This window comes from Streptomyces sp. NTD91 (assembly GCF_059510455.1).
Genome location: NZ_JCAJZW010000078.1, coordinates 1 through 17598, shown reverse-complemented (window position 1 = coordinate 17598; position 17598 = coordinate 1). Strand labels below are relative to the sequence as shown.

Below are 17598 nucleotides of genomic sequence, written 5' to 3'. Positions count from 1 at the left end.
GCCTTCGAGATGATCAAGGAATGAGGTCTTGACAAGGCCAACACTAACCAAACGCAACGGTGTTGCACTCGGCGGGACGCTATCGCCCCCGGCCACTGTCCTCCGAGGCCTCGCCGACCGCGACACCACGCAGCCCGAGCCGTTGCCCCGCACCAGAACCATCGGTGCGGGGCAACCACGGGACGACCCCCGGCGGCCGACGCGGAGCAGTGGCCCTTCCGGCTCAGCCCAGGTCGAAGGTGTTGGGCAGACCCAGCCTGTAGCGAGCCTCGTCGATCCGCTTCAGCGGCTCCATCTCCGGCGGCCGGTACAGCTCCCACACACGGCACCGCTCGGCGTCCGAACGGTCCGCCTCGAGCAGGGCGTTGACGGCTCGCCGTGCGGACTCGTTTGCGCCTTCCATGGTCGCGAGGTCGACGTCGGTGCGGACGTAGTCGCCCGCGAGGAAGAAGTTCGGGATCGCCGTCCGCGCTGAGGGACGATGGTAGAGCGTGCCCGTGGGGTGGATGAGGAGCTGTTCGCGGTTCTGCGCGTCGGGGCCGCCCAGGCCTGTCACCGCCGGGTCCATGAACCAGCCGAGGCGGTCCTCGTCCCTGAGCGTCGTCCTGCCTGCGTCGTTCAGCCCGTCCTTCAGCTGCGCCCACAGTTCGGCGACGATCTCGTCCTTGGTGCACTCCTTGGCCGTCTTGCCGTACAGAAGGCCGGGCCTGTCCCACTCCGAGATGATCGCGGACAGGCAGTCGTGGGCACGGCCGTCGCCGTAGTCGCGGGAGAAGTCCCGTACGTTCCAGAACTGTGCCTGGCCGATGGCCGTCACCGACCAGGGTGAGTCGAGGCAGTTGATGTGGCCGTGCACGACGGGCGTGGGCGTGCGCAGGTAGAACATCACGCCGGTCATCCAGTCCGTCTTCAGCGCGTCGCACCGGCTGAGCTGCGGGTCGGCGGCGCGCAGGGCCTTGCCCCAGGTGGCACGGGCGTGCTCGACGGGCATCGCAGAGATGTAGTGGTCGGCGGTGATCGTGCGCTCGTGGCCGCCGTCGCGGGCAGCGACGCGGACGCCGGTCACCGATCCGCCCTCGTAGCCGACCTCCAACACCTGCGTGCCGGTCACGAAGTCGACGCCGAGCGAGCGCAGATGCACCTCCCAGGGGTCGATCCAGGCCTCGCTGGTAGGAGCGTTCAGGACGCGGTCGATGTCGGCGTCGCCGTCCATCCCGCGGCCGAGCAGGCCCCACAGGATCAGGGCCTCGATGATGACGCGGCCGACCGTCCTGGTCGAGGCCACCTCGGCGCGGGTGGCGACGAGGTTGCGGGTCTGCCCGATGCCCAGCAGCGTCTGGTATTCCCTGCTCATCTCTCCCGCGCGGATGAAGTCCCACCAGGCGACCTTCTCCCATTGGCCCTCGCGGCGTGCGTCGCAACTGGTGAGGTGGACAAGGAGGCGGTCGGCGAAGTAGGCGGCCTCGTGGGCGGGCAGCCGGGTGCCCACGTCCAGGGCGGAAAGGATCTGGTCGCGGATCCAGGACGCGGTGATGTCGCCGGGTGCGGGCGGGGACGTGATCCGGCGCAGCGGGAAGTGCAGATCGGGGCGGCCGGAGCTGCGGGCGAACAGTTCCTCGGTGGCGTTGCGGAGGTTGTCGCGCACGCCGCCGGCGTTGCCGGGAAAGGGAATGCGCCGCATCGTGCCCGGCAGGTTCCGGTAGAAGCCGGGGAAGAAGCGGAAGCCGTGCTCGCCGGGCAGGGGCTTGCGGCCACCGGCGGCCGTGCCGGGCACGTTCATCGAGCGGGCCTTGCCGCCAAGGGTGTCGTAGTACTCGTAGACGGTCACGGCGTAGCCGCGTTCGGCGAGTTCGTGAGTGGCACTGAGCCCGGAGACGCCGCCGCCGAGGACGGCGACGCGCCGGCGGGAGGGCGTCGCCGCGGCTGCCCGCGCTCCGGGCCCCAACGTGGTCGTGCCGACCACGCCGCCGGCGGCCGTGAGAAAACGTCTGCGGGAATGTCCGACGGTCGGCCGGGGCTGCTGCGCGTGTTCTGCTGCCATGCTTCCGGGAGGTTAGGGAGGCTTCCAGGAGCCCGGAAGCCGGTTTGCCGTCCTCCACAGCATCCTCACCGTCACAGGGGGACAGCCGTGCCGCGCGTGTTCGTGCAAGCCGGCTCGGTCGACTCGCATTCGCGGCCCGCGCTCGAGGCCCGGCGCGGTTCGGTGCGACTGTTCCCCACCGGTCCCGCCGACGCGGTAGACCGCATTGTCGACCAGTGGTGTCGTGAGCGGCCCGACCTCGACCCCAGCCCCATGCACGTCGTGGGGCGCATCACTCGTCTTCACTGGGCACTGGAAGCGCGGCTGTGCCGCGTCTTCGACCGTTACCGCCTGGGCCGGGGCGAGTTCGACATCCTCGCCTCCCTCCGCCGCTCCGGCACGCCTTTCGAAATGACCGCAGGCGACCTGGGCGGTTCGACGATGGTCACCTCCGGGGCGGTGACCAAGCGCGTCGACCGGCTCGAGCGCGTCGGACTGGTCACTCGCCGAACGGCCGAGAATGACGCTCGCGGCCGACTGATCCGACTCACCGATCGTGGCCGCGAACTCATCGACGAAGTGGTCCAAGAACATGTCCGGAACGGGGCGAACCTGCTCGCCGGGCTGACCGGGGACGAGCGCGGCGCCCTGACCGACCTGCTGCGCAAGCTGAGCCGGACCCTGCCGCCCTGAAATGTCCACACTGAGACGGAGGCCAGGTGGACGGAGACGGGACGTCCATCACGCTTTCGTTGCCCGGTCGCCGCGCCGCTGTCCTGTCTCACCGGACCTTGACCGATGTCACTGAAGTTGGACGACCGTCCTGTTCGACTCGTCACAGTCCGGTCACCGCCAGGGACGCGTGGATCAGGCCGCGTACCCTCAGCTCCGTGCCCGGCCATCCGAAGAGGCCCCGTCGGCTCGTTGCCGACGCGCGCGCGTACTTGTGGACGCTTCGCCACGGCCACAGCGTGGTGGACGGCAGCTGGTTCTGCCGCGAGACCCTGACGCTGTACCCGCAGCCGGCTGGCACCGGCGGCCCACTGCGTATCGTCTTCACCGAGGGCCCGGGCCGGTATGTCCCGGGCGGGGCTCCTCTGGGCTCTGGTGACGTGGGATACGTCCGGGGGGCCTCCCTGAACCTTCACGAACCCGGTGCCGTCCGAGCTCTGCTCGACACGGCATCGGCTCACGGGTGGCAGTCAGAGGTGCGGCGAGCGGTGGAGATCGACGGCTGGTCCCTGCTGGAGGCGGCAGCCGCCGCGCGGGCCGGGGGCGCCGGCGCCGCGGACCTCCGGGGTGCCGCTTCGCCCGGCGCTTCCGCCACCGAACTCGACCTAGACGAAGCGTCCCTCGGCGGCGTGCTCAAGTGGTGATCACTTTTCAACCTCCCCCGGCACGTCCTGCCTCAAGTCCTCGCACTGTTCGCACATGCCTTGAAGCCACGCGGACACCTCACACCGGAACCCATGTCGGCGACGAGGACGCCGTGCGCACCGAGGCTCACGGGGGAGTACCCGTGCGTTGGACGACTCACAAGTGGCGGCCGGAACAACTCGTCAACCTGATCGAGCAGGCCGGCCTGAACCCGATCGCCGAACTGCGACGTCCCCCGGAGGAGTACAGCGGCCCCGGGCTGGTCGTCATGGCCAAGCGCCCCGGCTGACGATCACCCACTGCCTCACGCCTACCGTGTTTTTCCGTTCGGATACCCCTCGAGGGCCGAAGCCTGCGAGACGGTCCGGGTGCACATACTGCTCACCGAGGTCCGCGGCCTGACCACCGGCACCATCGCCCCGCACTCGGTGCGAGCGGCGCTGAGGAATCTTGCGAACAGGTCCTGCAGTCGTGGTGGTTACGCCTCGGGTGAGATGGGCAGCATGCGCAAGACGCGGTTGCGGATCCCCACGTCCGTGGACTCGGTGAGGACCTGCGTCGATACCTCCGACCAAGCATCCTCCGCGTCCCGCGAGGTGTCCATTGCAGGTCTCGGGTTCCCGGGTCAGCGAGGTGCTGCCGCTGCTCCATGTGCACGGCCTGTCCTCCGGCGACTTCGTGCCCGCCGCGGGGCAGTTCCTGGGCAGTCCGGCCGGGTTCTCCCCGCCACGACCGCGCGACTGACCCAGAAGTGGCAGGCCGGCGCCGCCGCGTTCGTGGACCGCGACCTCGCGGTGGCAGCACCTGCCGAACTCCAGAGCCCAGCGGCTGTGCAGGCCACTGGGCGATGCGTTGGCTGATCCTCGTGCCTCGTACGCCGGTTCCGTGATTCTCGGTCTGGCGGTTGGGGCAGCCCGTCGGCCGTGTGCGTGGCGCTCCCGCCGCACCGCCTGCGGCGGGGCGCCACGGATGTGGCCTGCCATACCGAACACCGCGCGCTACGTGGATGACACGATCGCGGTGAGGTTCTGGTGACGCGACCCTTCCGTGCCTGATCGAGCTCATCCGGCACCTGTGGCGTGGCGGCTACCACCTCTACGACAGGAAGTTCATCGCCGACCAGGCCGCGGAACCTGCGCCGGCAGGGCCTGACGGGAGTGATGCTCCTCCGCTTCGGCGTGGAGAGGCACCGGCCGACCGCTCCGGATTCCGGAGTCCGGGTACTTGCACCGTGTTGCCGGGGACGTCGCCCGGCTCAGCAGTAGTTCCAGACTGACCAGACAGGGCCCCAGCTGGCGTAGGGGTCCGAGGAGGGGGCTCCGGGGGTCGTGTAGAGCCATCCCCCGTCCTTGCCGTACATGCCTGTCTCCGTGCCCTTGGTCTGGTTGTTGTACCAGGAGCCTCCACTGCCCATGCCGTCGGGAATTTCCTGCTTGTAGCAGTCCTTGTACCGGAAGCCGAGCGACTGGAAGTTGGACTTCTTGTAGCCGCAGAAATAGCCCTTGGGACAGTCCGCTGGCGCAGAACGTAAGGCAGGCTGCGCTGCGTTGGCGGGGGCTGTGGACAGCGCTACGGCGGTGAGCACCCCAGCGGCCACGAGAAGTTTCCGCAGAGACGTCCGGGGGGTGGGCTTGAACATGTGGGTTCCCTTCGTGCTTGCGCGTGTAGTGGGCGGTCGACCGGAACGGTCGAAGTTCTCTCCGGCGTCGGCCGGCGCCTGACAAGGTTTCCGGGCCGACTGGTTGGTGCGCACCCCCTTTTTCACCGCATGTAACAAACTTCGCTTTTGGCTTGCCCGGTCGTCGTGGCCCCGCGCCGCAGAAGCGTGCGCGCACCAAACGACCGTGCCTTCGGCTGCGGGGCGAAACTCACCAACGACCGGTGGGAGGTTCGCATATGCGAAGCTCCGCAACAGGGTGTCGTCCTCGGGCTCCGTTAATCGGTTGCGGAAGCCGGGAATCGGGCCAGGATGATCGGATGAGTGAAGAGGCAGACGGTGTAGCTGAGGCGATCGCGGGCGAGCTGGAGTTGATGAGTCCCCGTGTTCGGGCGTCGAGGGAGCTTGCTGGACAGCTCTTGGACCCCGACTTCGTGGAAGTGGGTGCTTCAGGCCGCCGGTGGGACCGGCAGGCCATGCTGTCAGAGTTGCCGGACAAGCCGGGGGCGTCTGATGACGGCCCGTTCTATGAGCCTGTCGGTATGGCTGGGACAGTGCTGGCGCCTGGCGTCGTGCATGTGACGTATGAAGCCGTCCTCGGCGAGCGGCGGTCGCGGCACAGTTCGATCTGGCGGAAGTCGGATGAGGACTCTGGGTGGCGGATGTACTACCACCAGGGCACCCTCGTCCCGGCCGATCAGAGGCAGTAGTTCGTGAGCGATGAGCCACCTGGGCTGCACAGGCCGTCCTGACAGCCCCGGCGACCGGCGTTCGGCAGCCGATGGGCCGATCACAAGCAGACGTTGAAGAACGGCCGCGGCCAGCTGTGTGAGGGGTCGAGCAAGGCCGCGCATCGTTCGGCTTCGGTGAGAAGTCCGACGTGGTGCGGGCACCGGACGAGGTGCCTGCACGGCTGACCACTTTCAGCTGGTAGGTGCGGCGCCGACGGCGCCGCATCGGAGTGTCCTGCGCGGGCGGCACAGTGTGACTCCTGTGCCGCCTGCGACGGGAGGAGACGACCCTGCACGAGGCGGCCCGGTGCGCCGCCGGCGAAGTCGGCTGAGGGTCAGCTGAGTGTCAGGGCGGTGTCGTCGATGACGAATGAGGTTTGGAGGGACGTGTCTTCGGTGCCGGTGAAGGTGATGGTGACGGTCTGGCCGGCTAGGGAGGAGACGTCGAAGGTCTTCTGGGTGTAGCCGCTGGCGGCGTTGAGGTTGGAGTAGGTGGCCAGTGTGGTGCCGCCAGCCTTGACGGTGAGCTTGTCGTACGCGGTGGAGGTCGTCGTCTCGGCGGTGTCGACGTGCAGGTACAGGCTGAGGGTGGCCTTGCAGCCGGTCGGGATCGTCACGGGCTGCGAGAGGGTGTCGGTGTGGGAGCTGCCGTAGCCATCCAGCCATGCGTCCCATGTACCGCCGTGCGGGGGCTCGCCCTGCGAGCCGTACTGCCCGATGACGCCCGAGCTGGCGGACCATACCGTGTTGCCGGACTCGAAGCCCGGGTTGCCGAGCTTTTGGCCGGTGCTGCTGCAGGTTCCGCCGCCTGCCGGGTTGATCGTCCAGGTGAAGGTGGTGGAGCCGGTGGCGCCTGTGTCATCGGTGGCGGTGGCGGTGACGTGGTAGGGGCCGGCGGTGGTGGGTGTGCCGGAGATCAGGCCGGTGGTGGAGGCGACGGTCAGTCCGGGCGGCAGGCCGGCCGCGCTGTAGGTGAGCTTGGCGGACGAGGAGGAGTCGGCCGCTGTGATCTGCAGGTTCACTGCGGTGCCGACGGTGCCGGTCTGGTCGCCCGGGTTGGTGACCGTGACGGTGTTGCCGCCTGGCTGGCCGTTGCCGATTGGCAGGCCGCCGGTCGGTGCGTACATCGCCACGTCGAAGGTGCTGCCGCTGGGGGCATGGGCGACGGGGATCACGGTGACGGCATTGCCGCCGGACAGGACGGACGTGGATATGTAGTCGCCGAACATCCGGCCCTGCGTGGTGTTGGGTAGCCAGGCCAGTGTCATGGGGCCGGCTAGCTGGGTGGGTGCCGCCCACGTGGTGCCGCCGTCGGTGGATGAGACGTAGCCTGCGTCGAGCTGGCAGGTGGTGTCCGTGCACGAGGCGTTCGGGTAGTAGTAGTACGTCAGCCCGATGCGGGCGGTGTTGCCGGCGCTGCTGGGATCCAGGCCGATGCCGGGCACGAAATGGTCGGCGGAGCTGTTGGCGGCGTCGATCGGTACGCGGGCCGGCGAGCTCCACGAGGTGCCGTTCGTCGACGTCGACATGATGATGTCGTTGCTGGTGCAGTTGGTGCGGAAGCGGCAGTCGGACCAGACCACGTAGACGCGGCCGGAGGCGTCGATCTCAGCGGAGGGCAGGGGGCCCTCGCGCAGGGTGTCCAGGCGCGACATGTCGGCGGCGTCGTCCTCCAGACCGGCGACCGGGTGGTGCGAGACGGTGGCGATCTGCGCGCTTGAGCCCCAACTGCTGCCGCCGTTGCTGGAGATGAAGGACCGTTCACTGTTCTCGCTGGCGGAGGAGAACGGTACGACGACGGTGCCGTTGGGCTGCACGACCGGTTGGCCGCCGAGTCCGCTCGGGCTGTCGGCCGGGCTCTGCTGTGCGCCCCAGGTCGCGCCACCGTCGGTCGAGGTCTTCATGTGCTCGGCGTCGCCGGCGTTGGCGTCGTCGTATTCGGTGTAGCAGCGGCCGTAGTACGGGCTGGAGGGGTGGTTGTCGCAGACCGTCCAGTTCTTGTCGTCGAAGGTGCCGGTGGAGACGGTGACCGGGGCACCCCAGGTGTGGCCGCCGTCCGGGGAGCGGCTGACGTCGACATCGACGCTGCTGCCGGAGCGGATCCCCAGCCAGGAGACCATCCACACGCCGTCCTTGGCGTCGTATGCCACGGAGGCGTCACTGGCGGCGGAGTACGGGCCGCCGGTGTTCGTGGTGGAGCTGGGCAGGAAGCCGTGCGTCCAGCTCTGTCCGTTGTCGGTGGAGGTCGCCCACCCGATGTTGGACGCCCCGCCGTCGGAGACCCGGCCGACCTGGAAGGCGGCGACGACGGTGCTGCCGAAGCTGTAGGTGTCCGGCTCGACTTCGGTGGCGTGCTGGGCCTGCGAGTCGGAGTACGGGTCACTGCTGACCTGCGCGAGAGAGGGAGCAGCGGCATGCGGGGCCACCAAGGCGGTCGCGGAGCTCGAGGGGCTGGCGAAGGCGGGTGAGGCGAACGCCATCGCCGCGGCCAGGGCAGCGATGAGCAGGGGGGTTCTTCCTCTGGTCGGTCTGGGCATGTCTCTCCTAGCGGTATGTGTGGGGCACCGGCTGCCGCAGACAGTCGCGGGACAACCGGTAGGAACGCGGCACGGTGGGTTCGCGTCAGGTGGTGCAGGGGCTTTCGCGTAGTTGCACCACGGGCTGGCGCATGCGTGTCGTGCTCAGGCCGGGCATGCGCCACCCCGACATCGATCAGCGCGGAGGCGCGCTCCAAGCGGCGTCAGCCTTCAGCGTGTCGGTCGTCCTGATCGCGCCCATGGTCGGCGTCGCCAACTCGGCTCCTGCTTTCCCGTCGTTCCAAGTTGCTGGGCTGACCGTGACCGCACGCGTGGTGAATGCGGTGATGAGGCGTCTTCGGCCTGGTGTGGAGCGTGACACTGAACATCCCTTCAGACAGCCGGTGGTCGACCGGAGGTGGGGGTGAAGGACGTTCGCGCAAGGTGCACGCGTGTTCGCAAGCCGGAGTCTGGACCCGTACATGACACCATGCAAGGGGGCGGAGGCAAGTCGGCCAGCCCCTCGTCGAGTTGCCGAGCTCGTTGGCGATCTCCCTGGTGGGGTGGTCGGACCGGCTGAAGGCGGTTCAGGTGATGAGGGCGGTGAGGGCTACCGACGTCTTTCGGTCGTTCGGGAACGGCTTGTGGTCGTAGTCCAGCCCAACCTGGTTGGCCGGTGTGAGCGGCGTGAAGTGGGCCACCGGCGGGTCGAAACTCAGGCCGAGGATTTTCGGCCGGGAACTGCGCCGAGGCTTGTGGGTCACGCGTGGGGAGGATGGTGTGACTCAGTTCCACGCTCGTAATCTCTTCAGAGACGGCGCTACGCGTGGTGGGGTGCTCGGCGGCCTCGGCGGCCCGCATGGGGCATGGATGCGGGACTGCCCCGGGGAGGGCGGCCCGTCTCCGGCTGCCCTCCTTCGGCTACAGCCGCCGCGTCATACGTCGACCGGCTCGAAGATGCGGGTACGACACGATGACGTCGAGGAGATCGGCCGCCATGCGCTGAAACTCCGGGCTGCCGAACGCCGCGGCGAGAGCCGTGCTCGACTCCCAGGCCGCGACGTTCATCAGAAGTTGACTGTCCGCCGTTCCCTTGTGCATCTGCGGGGAGAGGAATCCCGGCTGAGCCTTCATGAACTCCGCCTGCCTCCGAAAGAGGGCCAGGAACGATTCGGTCCTCTCCTTCGGAACGACGAAGGTGTTGGCCAGGACGATGGGCCCGGTCTTCTCCTTGCACTGCGCGAACATCGGCGTATTCGGGTCCAGGCTCTGCACCTTGGCCATCTTGGTACTTCTCTCGCTCTCGGTTGTCCCACGGCACCGAGGCCGGCCACAGCCGTACCGGAATCAGGAATCAACAATGGTGGGGCGGGGCGGGACCGAGCCAGAGGGGCGCGCTCTACTTCGTCGCGCTGCGTGTGCAGCTCCCGGCAGGGTGCGCGACTTCCTTGAGGCCGTCGGTGCTTCGGGCGGGCCATCGGCACCGATCCACATTCCGACGGCGACGCCTGCGGCTTGGGCGGCGCTCCGTCGCACCGAAGACCGTGAGCTGTATGGCACGCGCCCTCCAAGTTCTGCCACTAGGTGAGTGAGTAAGTACTCACTCACTCCTGTTCGCCCTATGGTGAGTGAGTACTCACCCTCGAGTCAGGCCTCGAAGCGGCCCACGAACTCATGCTTGGGGGCATCGGCCTCGTTCCGCACCACCGTCAAGGAGATCGCGAAGGTGGCCGGCTGCGCCGAAGCAGCGCTTGACAAGTCCTTCGCCATACAAGGAAGAGTTCTTCCTGGCGGCACTCAACGAACGTCCGCCGAAGCTCGGTTCGCTCCTGGAACGCCTCCGCTCCGAAGGCGCGGGAAGCCCCGGCCGCGCGGTCGAGCAGAACCTCAGGGTCATCGCCCACGGAGCAGCGCGGTTGGTCGCGTCCCTGCGCTCCCAGCGCCACCTCGAGAGCCGCCTACGACGACACTCTGCGTGAGATGGGCACCGGCCCGCCCGATCGAGGGCCTTCACGCCTACGTGAGAGCCGAACAGGAGGCAGGTCGCATCAACGCCCAGGCCCACACGCTCGCCGCCGCCTCCCTCCTCGTGGGTGCCTGCGCCCGACGAGCCTTCGTCCACGACACGTCCCCCCGAGGCCAAACCCCCGCAGCCCGTAGACACGTTCGCCGTCCGGATCGCCCACACCCTGCTCACGGGGATCGCGTAAGGCCTTCTGGCCTTCAATGGTCAGGATGGTCGTGGCCGTAGCCCGCCCACACGGCGCAGCCGCAGATCGCCGGGCCCCGTACCCCGGAGGTCACATCCTCCAGCTCCATCAGCAGCCCGTCTGTCAGCTCGCGGAACGCTCCCGCCGCGGGAAACGGCCGGGCATCCGGTCCATCAGTTCCTCCAGCCGGTCCCGGCACCGCTCGGCCGAGCGGTGCCCTGTCATGATCGTTCTTCCCCGCCCGTCACGATCACGGCGGCCACCGACACCCCCACGGACTCGGACGACCAGCACAGACCCGCCAAGGTCACGATCTACAGCTGCCGTGACTTCGAAGCCCTGTCGCCCGGTGCGGACAGCCGGCAGGGCGAGCCGACAAGCGTCATGGATCCTGCGGAAGGGGGGAGATGAGCAGGTCGAGCAACGCCCTCAGGGCCGCCGTCTCGCGGTCGGGGTGGGTCAACGCAAAGATGCTACGGCTGATGTTCAACCAGGGAACGTCGGCGACAACGACATCGCCCGGAGGATGGCGCACCGCGAGCGCGGGCACCAGCGCGACTGCGACGCCCGCGCCGACCATCGCCAAGGTCGTGCTGAAGTCGTCGGAGTAGCCGACCGCTCGCGGCTGCAGGCCCCAACTGGCGAACACGCTGTTGAAGAACATCGCGTCGCTGCTGCCGGGGTGGTGTTGGATCCAGGGCAGATCCGTCAACTGCTCCGGACCGTAGGGGGCCAGCGTCGGCCATGAGGCCGGGACCACCAGCCGAAAGGGGTCCTCCGCTATCCAGGACCGACGCAGCCCCGGGGGCCAGGACAATCCCGAGTTGCCCACCTGGTAGACGATGGCGGCATCCAGTTCGCCCCCGCTTCCCAGGGCGGGGATCAGCTGCGAAGGCTCGGTGACCCAGAGCCTGATACCCGTTTCCAGCTCCTTGAGCACGCCCGCGAGGACATGCACACCGAAGCTGGGGAAAACGCCCAGCCTGATCTGCCGCTCCGTGCTTCTGTGCTCCTGTTTCACTGCCGACACCAGGCGCTCGAGCTCGGTCAGTACCGTCGCCGCATGCCTGGCCATGACCTCGGCGGCGCTGGTGGGCAGGACCTTGCGCGCCGAGCGGTGGAACAGCTGGACACCCACCTCGCGCTCCAGTGCCGCCATCTGTTGGGAGACGGCAGAAGCGGTGTACCCCAGGCGGTTGGCGGCCGCGGCGAAGGAGCCGCGCTGGACCACCTCACGGAGAGTGAGCAAGTGTTCGGACTTCAGCATGGGTCGAGCATAAGCAATGCTTCATCTCAGGCGTGAAGGTTGTCGGGATCAGAGATCTTTCAATGCGCTGATCAGCGCTTCTACAGTTCCGGCCATGCGCGTTTTCCGCAATGCACGAATCCATACAGGCGACCGTAAGCGTCCCTTGGTTGAAGCTCTCGCCGTGGACGGCGAGGTGATCATCGCTGCCGGTGACCAGGCCGAGGTGCGCGAGGTCGCCGGACCGCACGCCGAAATCGTGGACCTCGACGGGGCTTGCGTCCTTCCGGGCCTGTACGACGGGCACATCCACACCGCCCAGTACGCTCGTGGGCTGAGTGAGGCGGATCTGCGCGGCGCTGGCTCCTTGGACGATGCCCTGGCCCGGATCGCGGAGCACACCAAGCGGCTGCCCCCAGGGGCGTGGGTGTTCGGCGGCCGGTGGAACAGCAACGCCTGGGAGCGGCCGGTCCAGCCGGACCGGTATGCACTCGACTCGGTCTGCCCCGACCGTCCTGTCGCACTGCCGAGCATCGACGGCCACACCGTATGGGTGAACTCACTGGCCCTGCGGATGGTCGGCTTCGACCGTACGACACCGGATCCGGTGGGCGGGCAGATCGTCAGGGACGCCGACGGCGAACCGACCGGCATCCTGCGCGAGTCGGCCTCCTATCCGCTGCGCAACCTGATGACCGACGGCGACCTGCGGTCCCGGCTGCTCGCCGCCCAGGAGGAATTGCTCGCGCTCGGCCTGACGAGTGTGCACGACATCGACGGCGAGGACTGCCGCGCCGCGTACCTGGACATGTACGCAGCAGGCGAGCTCAAGCTGCGGGTGCACAAGGCGATACCGGTTGTTCACCTGGACGCGGCCATCGAGGAGGGCCGCTTCACCGGCCAGGGCGACGCCTGGCTCAGCACCGGCCCCGTCAAGCTCTTCAGCGACGGGGCTCTGGGCTCGCACACCTGCCACATGAGCAAGCCGTTCACCGGGGACTCGAACAACGTCGGGATCGCCGTCACTCCCTACGACGACTTGGTCCGGCTGATCCGCAAGGCGAACGCGGCGGGCATCGCCGTCGCCACCCACGCCATCGGCGACCAGGCCAACCACCTCGTCATCGACGCCTACGAGGCCGCGGGCACACCCGGGAACCTGCGCAACCGGATCGAGCACGCCCAGCACCTGCGGCGCCAGGACATCGTGCGCATGGCACGACTCGGCCTCGTCGCCTCGATGCAGCCGGTCCACTGCACCAGCGACATCGACCTGGTCGACTCGCTGCTGGCCGAGCAGGATCTGTCGTCGTACGCCTGGCGGACCATGCTCAACACCGGCGTGCCGCTGGCCTTCGGCTCCGACGCCCCCGTGGAGCACCCCAGCCCCTTCCCCGCACTGCACGCCGCCGTGACCCGCACCAGGTCCGACGGCACGCCGCCCGGCGGATGGCAGCCGCAGGAGCGGCTGAGCATGGCCGAGGCGCTCACCGCCCACACCCTCGGCTCCGCGTACGCCGCGGGCCAGGAGGGCGAGAAGGGCGCGCTGGCCCCCGGCCGACTGGCCGACCTGATCGCCGTCGACAGCGACCCGTTCGTCGACGGGGTCCTGGACACCAAGGTCCTCACCACCGTCGTCGGCGGCGAAGTCCGCTGGCAGAGATCCTAAGGAGCCCTCTCGTGAGGAAGACCCCCATCGCCCTGGGCAGCATCCTGCTCGTCGCCGCCACCTCAGCCTGCGGCGCCCAGAGCCTCGACGCCTCCTCCGGCAAGCCCGCCGCCAAGGCCGTGCTCGACCAGGCGCCGGCCGAGGACAAGGCCGCCGCCGTCATCAACGCCGTCACCCCGGACCCGGCGCTGGCCGGCAAGGTGCCCGGCGGCGTGCTGAAGGTGACGACCTCGGTCGGCTACCCCCCCATGGAGATCTTCGCCTCCGACGGCAGGACTCCGCTCGGTCTCGACCCCTCGCTCGCCCGGGCTATCGCCCGCAAGCTCGGCGCCCGGGTCACCATCGCCAACGAGGACTTCAACGCCCAGATCCCCGGTGTCCTCACCGGCCGGTACGACCTGATCCTGTCGTCGATGTCCGACACCGCCGAGCGGCAGTCGAAGGTCTCCTTCGTGGACTATGTGCGCGCCGGTGCCGGCATGCTGGTCAAGAAGGGCAACCCGGACGGCATCCACACCACCGGCGACCTGTGCGGCAAGACGGTGTCGGTCGTCGACAACGGCTCCTCGCTCGAGCTGGCCAAAACGGCCTCCACCGCCTGCAAGGGCAAGGGCAAGGCCGCCGTCGACATCCTCAAGTTCCCCGGCGACCAGGAAGCCCTGCTCCAGTTGGAGAGCGGCCGCGCCCAGGCCAACATCACCGACTATGTCGTCGCCGCCTCCAAGGCCGCGGACCCGAAGACCGGCGCCGACGCGGTCGCCGTCCCCGGCACGGAGAGCCCGTGGGGCATCGGCATGAACCGCAACAACCAGAAGTTGGTCACCGCCGTCCAGGGGGCCCTGAACGACCTCATCAAGAGCGGCGAGTACACCAAGATCCTCCACGCGTGGAACCTGGACAGGCTCGCCGTCACCACGGCCGTCGTCAACGGCGGGAAGTGACCCGTGCGCACCGAACCCATCTCCGGCGTCCCCGTGGCGCGCTCGCCGTACTGGGGCCGCTGGCTGGCCGGCGCGCTGGCGCTCGCCGTGTGCGGCTGGCTCGCCGGCCTCGTGGTGATGAACCGGCGCCTGGACTGGGGACAGGTCGGCCACTACCTGTTGGACGGGCAGATCCTCTCGGGCATCCAGGTGACCGTGGAGATCTCGATCCTGGCCACCGCCATCGGACTGGTGCTCGGCGTGCTGCTCGCCGTCATGCGGCTCGCCCACAACCCGGTGCTGCGCTGGATCTCCACCGGCTACATCTGGTTCTTCCGGGGCACGCCCCTGCTGGTCCAGCTCATCTTCTGGTACAACCTGGCGTTCCTCTTCCCCAGCCTGGTCCTGAAGATCCCCTTCACCAGGCTCGGGCTGCAGTGGGACACCAACCAGGTGATGACCGGCTTCGTCTCCGCCATGCTGGGCCTGGGCCTCAATCTTTCGGCCTACTTCGCCGAGACCGTGCGCGCCGGCATCCAGGCCGTCGACCGCGGGCAGAGCGAGGCGGCGTACGCGCTCGGCATGACTCCCGCCAAGCGGATGCGCGTCATCGTGCTGCCACAAGCCCTGCGGATCATCATTCCTCCCACCGGCAACGAGTTCATCTCGATGCTGAAAACCACCTCGCTGGTGTACGTGGTGGCCGGACACGACCTGATGACCAACGCCAGCCAGATCTACAAGGCCAACAACGAGATCATGGAACTGCTCATCGTGGCGAGCCTGTGGTACATGCTGATGACGGCCGTCGCCACCGTCCTGCAGAGCCGGCTCGAGCGACGCTTCGGCTTCGACGCCGTACGACTGGTGCGCCCCGGAGGGCTGACCGGCCGCATCCTGCCCCGGCGGACGGTGACCACATGAACGCGGTCACCGCCAGCGGTGTGCGGATGAGCTACGGCGACACCGAGGTGCTCAAGGGAGTGGACTTCACCGTGGCCCACGGCGAGGTGAGCTGCATCATCGGACCCTCGGGCTCCGGTAAGTCGACCTTCCTGCGCTGCATGAACGGCCTCGAAGAGGTGATGGGCGGCAGCTTGGAGGTCCTGGGCGAGCAGGTCGGCTACAGGCTCCGCGACGGCCGGTACCACCACTGGACGTCCAAGGAGTACGCCGCATTCCGTGCCCGGATCGGCATGGTCTTCCAGCGCTTCAACCTCTTCGCCCATCAGAGCGCACTGGAGAACGTCGCCTGCGCCCCGGTACACGTCCTGGACCGCAGTCCCGCGGACGCCCGGGAAATGGCGATGCGACACCTGGACCGGGTGGGCCTGGCCGACCACGCCCACAAGCGCCACCACCAGCTCTCGGGCGGCCAGCAGCAGCGCGTGGCCATCGCCAGGGCCCTGGCGATGAACCCCACGCTGATGCTCTTCGACGAACCGACCTCGGCTCTGGACCCCGAACTCGTCGACGAGGTCCTGGAAGTGATGAAGGACCTCGCCCGTGACGGCATGACCATGGTCGTGGTCACCCACGAGATCGGGTTCGCACGCGAGGTCGGCGACAGCCTGAGCTTCTTCGCCGACGGCACCGTCGTCGAACAGGGGACCCCGGCCGACCTGCTGTCCGACCCGCAGCACCCCCGCACCAGGGCATTCCTCTCCAGCGTGCTGTGAACGGCGGCGCACGTCGCAGCCGGCGTCGCCACGGCCTGCCGGCCAAGGCACCGCGGGAGCTGGACAAGGGGCCCGGCGACGCCCCTGACCGCATGTGCTGTACCTGGCCACAAGCCCCGACCGGATGCGCTCCGGTCGGGGCTTCCCGCACAGCCTCCTCACGGCCGCCGTCGACGCCCGCACCCGCTCCACAGCCCTTGCCCGGGCAGGTGTCGGGTACTTGGGCAGGGAAGGCGCGGCAAGGAGTCAGCGCGTGAGCCAGGGAAGCCGTTCCTGGCCGCGGGTCGGACGGCGCCTTGTTCGCGGATGAGGCGGGCGATCTCGCGGAGTTCGACCGTGGGGGCGTTCGAGCGCGCCCCACCCTGGACCCGGCCAACTGGTCGCTCCGTTTCGATCCGGCCCATGTGCGTGCTGGGCAGGGCGACTTCACTGCCGCGGTCCGGCTGATCGATCAGGGGATGAGGTACGAGCCGGCTGGGTCCTCACTTCGCGCTGCCGGGCCGCCCACCGTGCACGGCTGTCCGGTTCGCCGATGTGCTCTGCGTCCGGAGGTCGGCGGGTTGGCCTGGTCGGTGTAACGCGTGTTCAGGGGCTCGCCAGCCAGTCGGTGTACCAGGTGCGAAAGCCGGGGCTCACCGGTACGAAGCCACCCCGGTCGGGATCGATCTGCCAGACCTGGCCGGCTCGCGGGCCGTTCAGGACCAGCCGTGTGAAGATGCCGCAGCCCTGTTCAGCCAAGATCAGCGTGCCCCGGGTCAGTGCATCGGCCGCTGCGTCGATCCGGCCGGGCAGAGGTGCGGCGAGAGGGAACGGCTCAGCGAGGCGGCCCGGCAGTCGGTCTTCTCGCCACTCGGCGTCCACGGCCCACTCCTCGTCGGCCTCCGGCCGGGCGACGGTCAACGGCATCAACCCATGACTGGGTCAGGCGGGGCCGTTGCCCACCTCTGCGACGAAAGAACGGTACTCCACCGGCAGATCGATGCCGTGGGATCGCTCGAATGCTCGGATCTCCGCCTCCGGCAGGCGAGGCGCCAACTCGTACCGGTGCGTGTCCACCCCGAAGCACACCAGCCCCGGATCCCGTACTGCCATCTCCCGTATCCGTGCGCGTACGCCGTCCCCGTCCCAGCTCTCCACCCAGCCACCGTAACAAGGGCGTCTGTTCCGGACCACCGAGCCCCCACGCTACGCGGCCGGTGGCGGGTTTCGGCCGCTGCGCCTCCGGCCAGGCCGCTCTGACTTCGATGGCACGAACTCGCATCCGTCAAGATTCGGCGGCACATGATCAAGGTTCACCACGGGACACCATTCACCCGCTGTGACTGAGCGCGCTACTGGGCCATTCGGATCATCACGGAATCGCCCCCCAGTGGGTCCTGATGGCTTCAAACTAGGCCCCACGTCTGCACTGTGGAGCTTGTTTGCCGCCCCTGCCGGGGCCGTCGCGACTACGCTGATCGGTGTCTTCGCTGGAAGTGCGGTCAGCAGGAGAGCGCAAGACAGACATTGGGCCCGGGAGCAGTTGGCCACAACGTGCGCATGTCTACTGCGCGAATCATCGAGGTTACTCGTG

The 17598-nt window shown here is 68.5% G+C and carries 16 protein-coding genes and 2 pseudogenes; 9 read left to right on the top strand and 9 right to left on the bottom strand.

The genetic code is table 11. From position 1 onward, the window contains the following. Positions 1-223: 223 nt before the first annotated feature. Positions 224-2041 carry a hydroxysqualene dehydroxylase gene (locus tag AC5WRT_RS37670; RefSeq protein ID WP_496101047.1) on the bottom strand — a complete coding sequence of 606 codons (1818 nt, stop codon included), beginning with the start codon at positions 2039-2041 and terminating at the stop codon, positions 224-226. 87 nt (positions 2042-2128) lie between these two features. On the opposite strand from AC5WRT_RS37670, the gene AC5WRT_RS37665 reads away from it, so the two are divergent. The 4 genes and pseudogenes from AC5WRT_RS37665 to AC5WRT_RS37650 all read left to right on the top strand — a co-directional run. Beyond that, entirely contained in the window at positions 2129-2713 is a 585-nt protein-coding gene (locus tag AC5WRT_RS37665) for a MarR family winged helix-turn-helix transcriptional regulator (RefSeq protein WP_496098677.1), read from the top strand. Positions 2714-2910: 197 nt separating this feature from the next. Further along, positions 2911-3303, top strand: a pseudogene (locus tag AC5WRT_RS37660) (hypothetical protein); the annotation flags it as partial. Positions 3304-3539: 236 nt separating this feature from the next. Next, the gene (locus AC5WRT_RS37655; protein WP_496098676.1) at positions 3540-3686 is read left to right on the top strand and encodes a hypothetical protein; all 147 of its coding nucleotides are present in this window, start codon (positions 3540-3542) and stop codon (positions 3684-3686) included. Positions 3687-4021: 335 nt separating this feature from the next. Continuing rightward, positions 4022-4182: pseudogene (locus AC5WRT_RS37650) on the top strand (IS256 family transposase); the annotation flags it as partial. 470 nt (positions 4183-4652) lie between these two features. Here AC5WRT_RS37650 and AC5WRT_RS37645 read toward each other — a convergent pair. Beyond that, positions 4653-5036, bottom strand: coding sequence for a hypothetical protein (locus AC5WRT_RS37645; protein WP_496098675.1), 384 nt, complete (start codon positions 5034-5036; stop codon positions 4653-4655). Positions 5037-5374: 338 nt separating this feature from the next. Here AC5WRT_RS37645 and AC5WRT_RS37640 point away from each other — a divergent pair, with 338 nt between their 5' ends. Then, positions 5375-5764, top strand: coding sequence for a nuclear transport factor 2 family protein (locus AC5WRT_RS37640; protein WP_496098674.1), 390 nt, complete (start codon positions 5375-5377; stop codon positions 5762-5764). A 356-nt stretch (positions 5765-6120) separates the two neighbouring features. Here AC5WRT_RS37640 and AC5WRT_RS37635 read toward each other — a convergent pair whose 3' ends face one another. The 5 genes from AC5WRT_RS37635 to AC5WRT_RS37615 all read right to left on the bottom strand — a co-directional run bounded on the left by AC5WRT_RS37635 (position 6121) and on the right by AC5WRT_RS37615 (position 11778). Beyond that, positions 6121-8322, bottom strand: coding sequence for a putative Ig domain-containing protein (locus AC5WRT_RS37635; RefSeq protein WP_496098673.1), 2202 nt, complete (start codon positions 8320-8322; stop codon positions 6121-6123). 566 nt (positions 8323-8888) lie between these two features. Continuing rightward, positions 8889-9065: a hypothetical protein gene (locus AC5WRT_RS37630; RefSeq protein WP_496098672.1), complete on the bottom strand. Its 177-nt coding sequence runs from the start codon at positions 9063-9065 to the stop codon at positions 8889-8891. A gap of 157 nt (positions 9066-9222) precedes the next feature. Next, the gene (locus AC5WRT_RS37625; protein ID WP_496098671.1) at positions 9223-9585 is read right to left on the bottom strand and encodes an antibiotic biosynthesis monooxygenase family protein; all 363 of its coding nucleotides are present in this window, start codon (positions 9583-9585) and stop codon (positions 9223-9225) included. Positions 9586-9948: 363 nt separating this feature from the next. Continuing rightward, a complete protein-coding gene (locus tag AC5WRT_RS37620) occupies positions 9949-10071 on the bottom strand; it encodes a hypothetical protein (RefSeq protein ID WP_496098670.1) in 123 nt (40 codons plus the stop codon). 822 nt (positions 10072-10893) lie between these two features. Next, positions 10894-11778 (bottom strand): LysR family transcriptional regulator, encoded by an 885-nt coding sequence (locus tag AC5WRT_RS37615; RefSeq protein ID WP_496098669.1) that lies wholly within the window; start codon positions 11776-11778, stop codon positions 10894-10896. 145 nt (positions 11779-11923) lie between these two features. On the opposite strand from AC5WRT_RS37615, the gene AC5WRT_RS37610 reads away from it, so the two are divergent. Genes AC5WRT_RS37610 through AC5WRT_RS37595 form a run of 4 tightly spaced genes read left to right on the top strand, consistent with a single transcriptional unit; the run spans position 11924 to position 16025 of the window. Continuing rightward, positions 11924-13426 carry an amidohydrolase gene (locus tag AC5WRT_RS37610; RefSeq protein ID WP_496098668.1) on the top strand — a complete coding sequence of 501 codons (1503 nt, stop codon included), beginning with the start codon at positions 11924-11926 and terminating at the stop codon, positions 13424-13426. Positions 13427-13437: 11 nt separating this feature from the next. Then, entirely contained in the window at positions 13438-14367 is a 930-nt protein-coding gene (locus AC5WRT_RS37605; RefSeq protein ID WP_496098667.1) for an ABC transporter substrate-binding protein, read from the top strand. Positions 14368-14370: 3 nt separating this feature from the next. Then, entirely contained in the window at positions 14371-15270 is a 900-nt protein-coding gene (locus AC5WRT_RS37600) for an amino acid ABC transporter permease (protein WP_496098666.1), read from the top strand. Beyond that, a complete protein-coding gene (locus AC5WRT_RS37595) occupies positions 15267-16025 on the top strand; it encodes an amino acid ABC transporter ATP-binding protein (RefSeq protein WP_496098665.1) in 759 nt (252 codons plus the stop codon). The genes AC5WRT_RS37600 and AC5WRT_RS37595 overlap by 4 nt, the downstream gene beginning before the upstream one ends. Before the next feature lie 585 nt (positions 16026-16610). Here the strand turns inward: AC5WRT_RS37595 and AC5WRT_RS37590 are convergent. Then, positions 16611-16886, bottom strand: a complete 276-nt coding sequence (locus AC5WRT_RS37590; protein ID WP_496101046.1) for a hypothetical protein — start codon at positions 16884-16886, stop codon at positions 16611-16613. A gap of 60 nt (positions 16887-16946) precedes the next feature. Further along, positions 16947-17162 (bottom strand): hypothetical protein, encoded by a 216-nt coding sequence (locus AC5WRT_RS37585; protein ID WP_496098663.1) that lies wholly within the window; start codon positions 17160-17162, stop codon positions 16947-16949. Positions 17163-17598 lie beyond the last annotated feature (436 nt).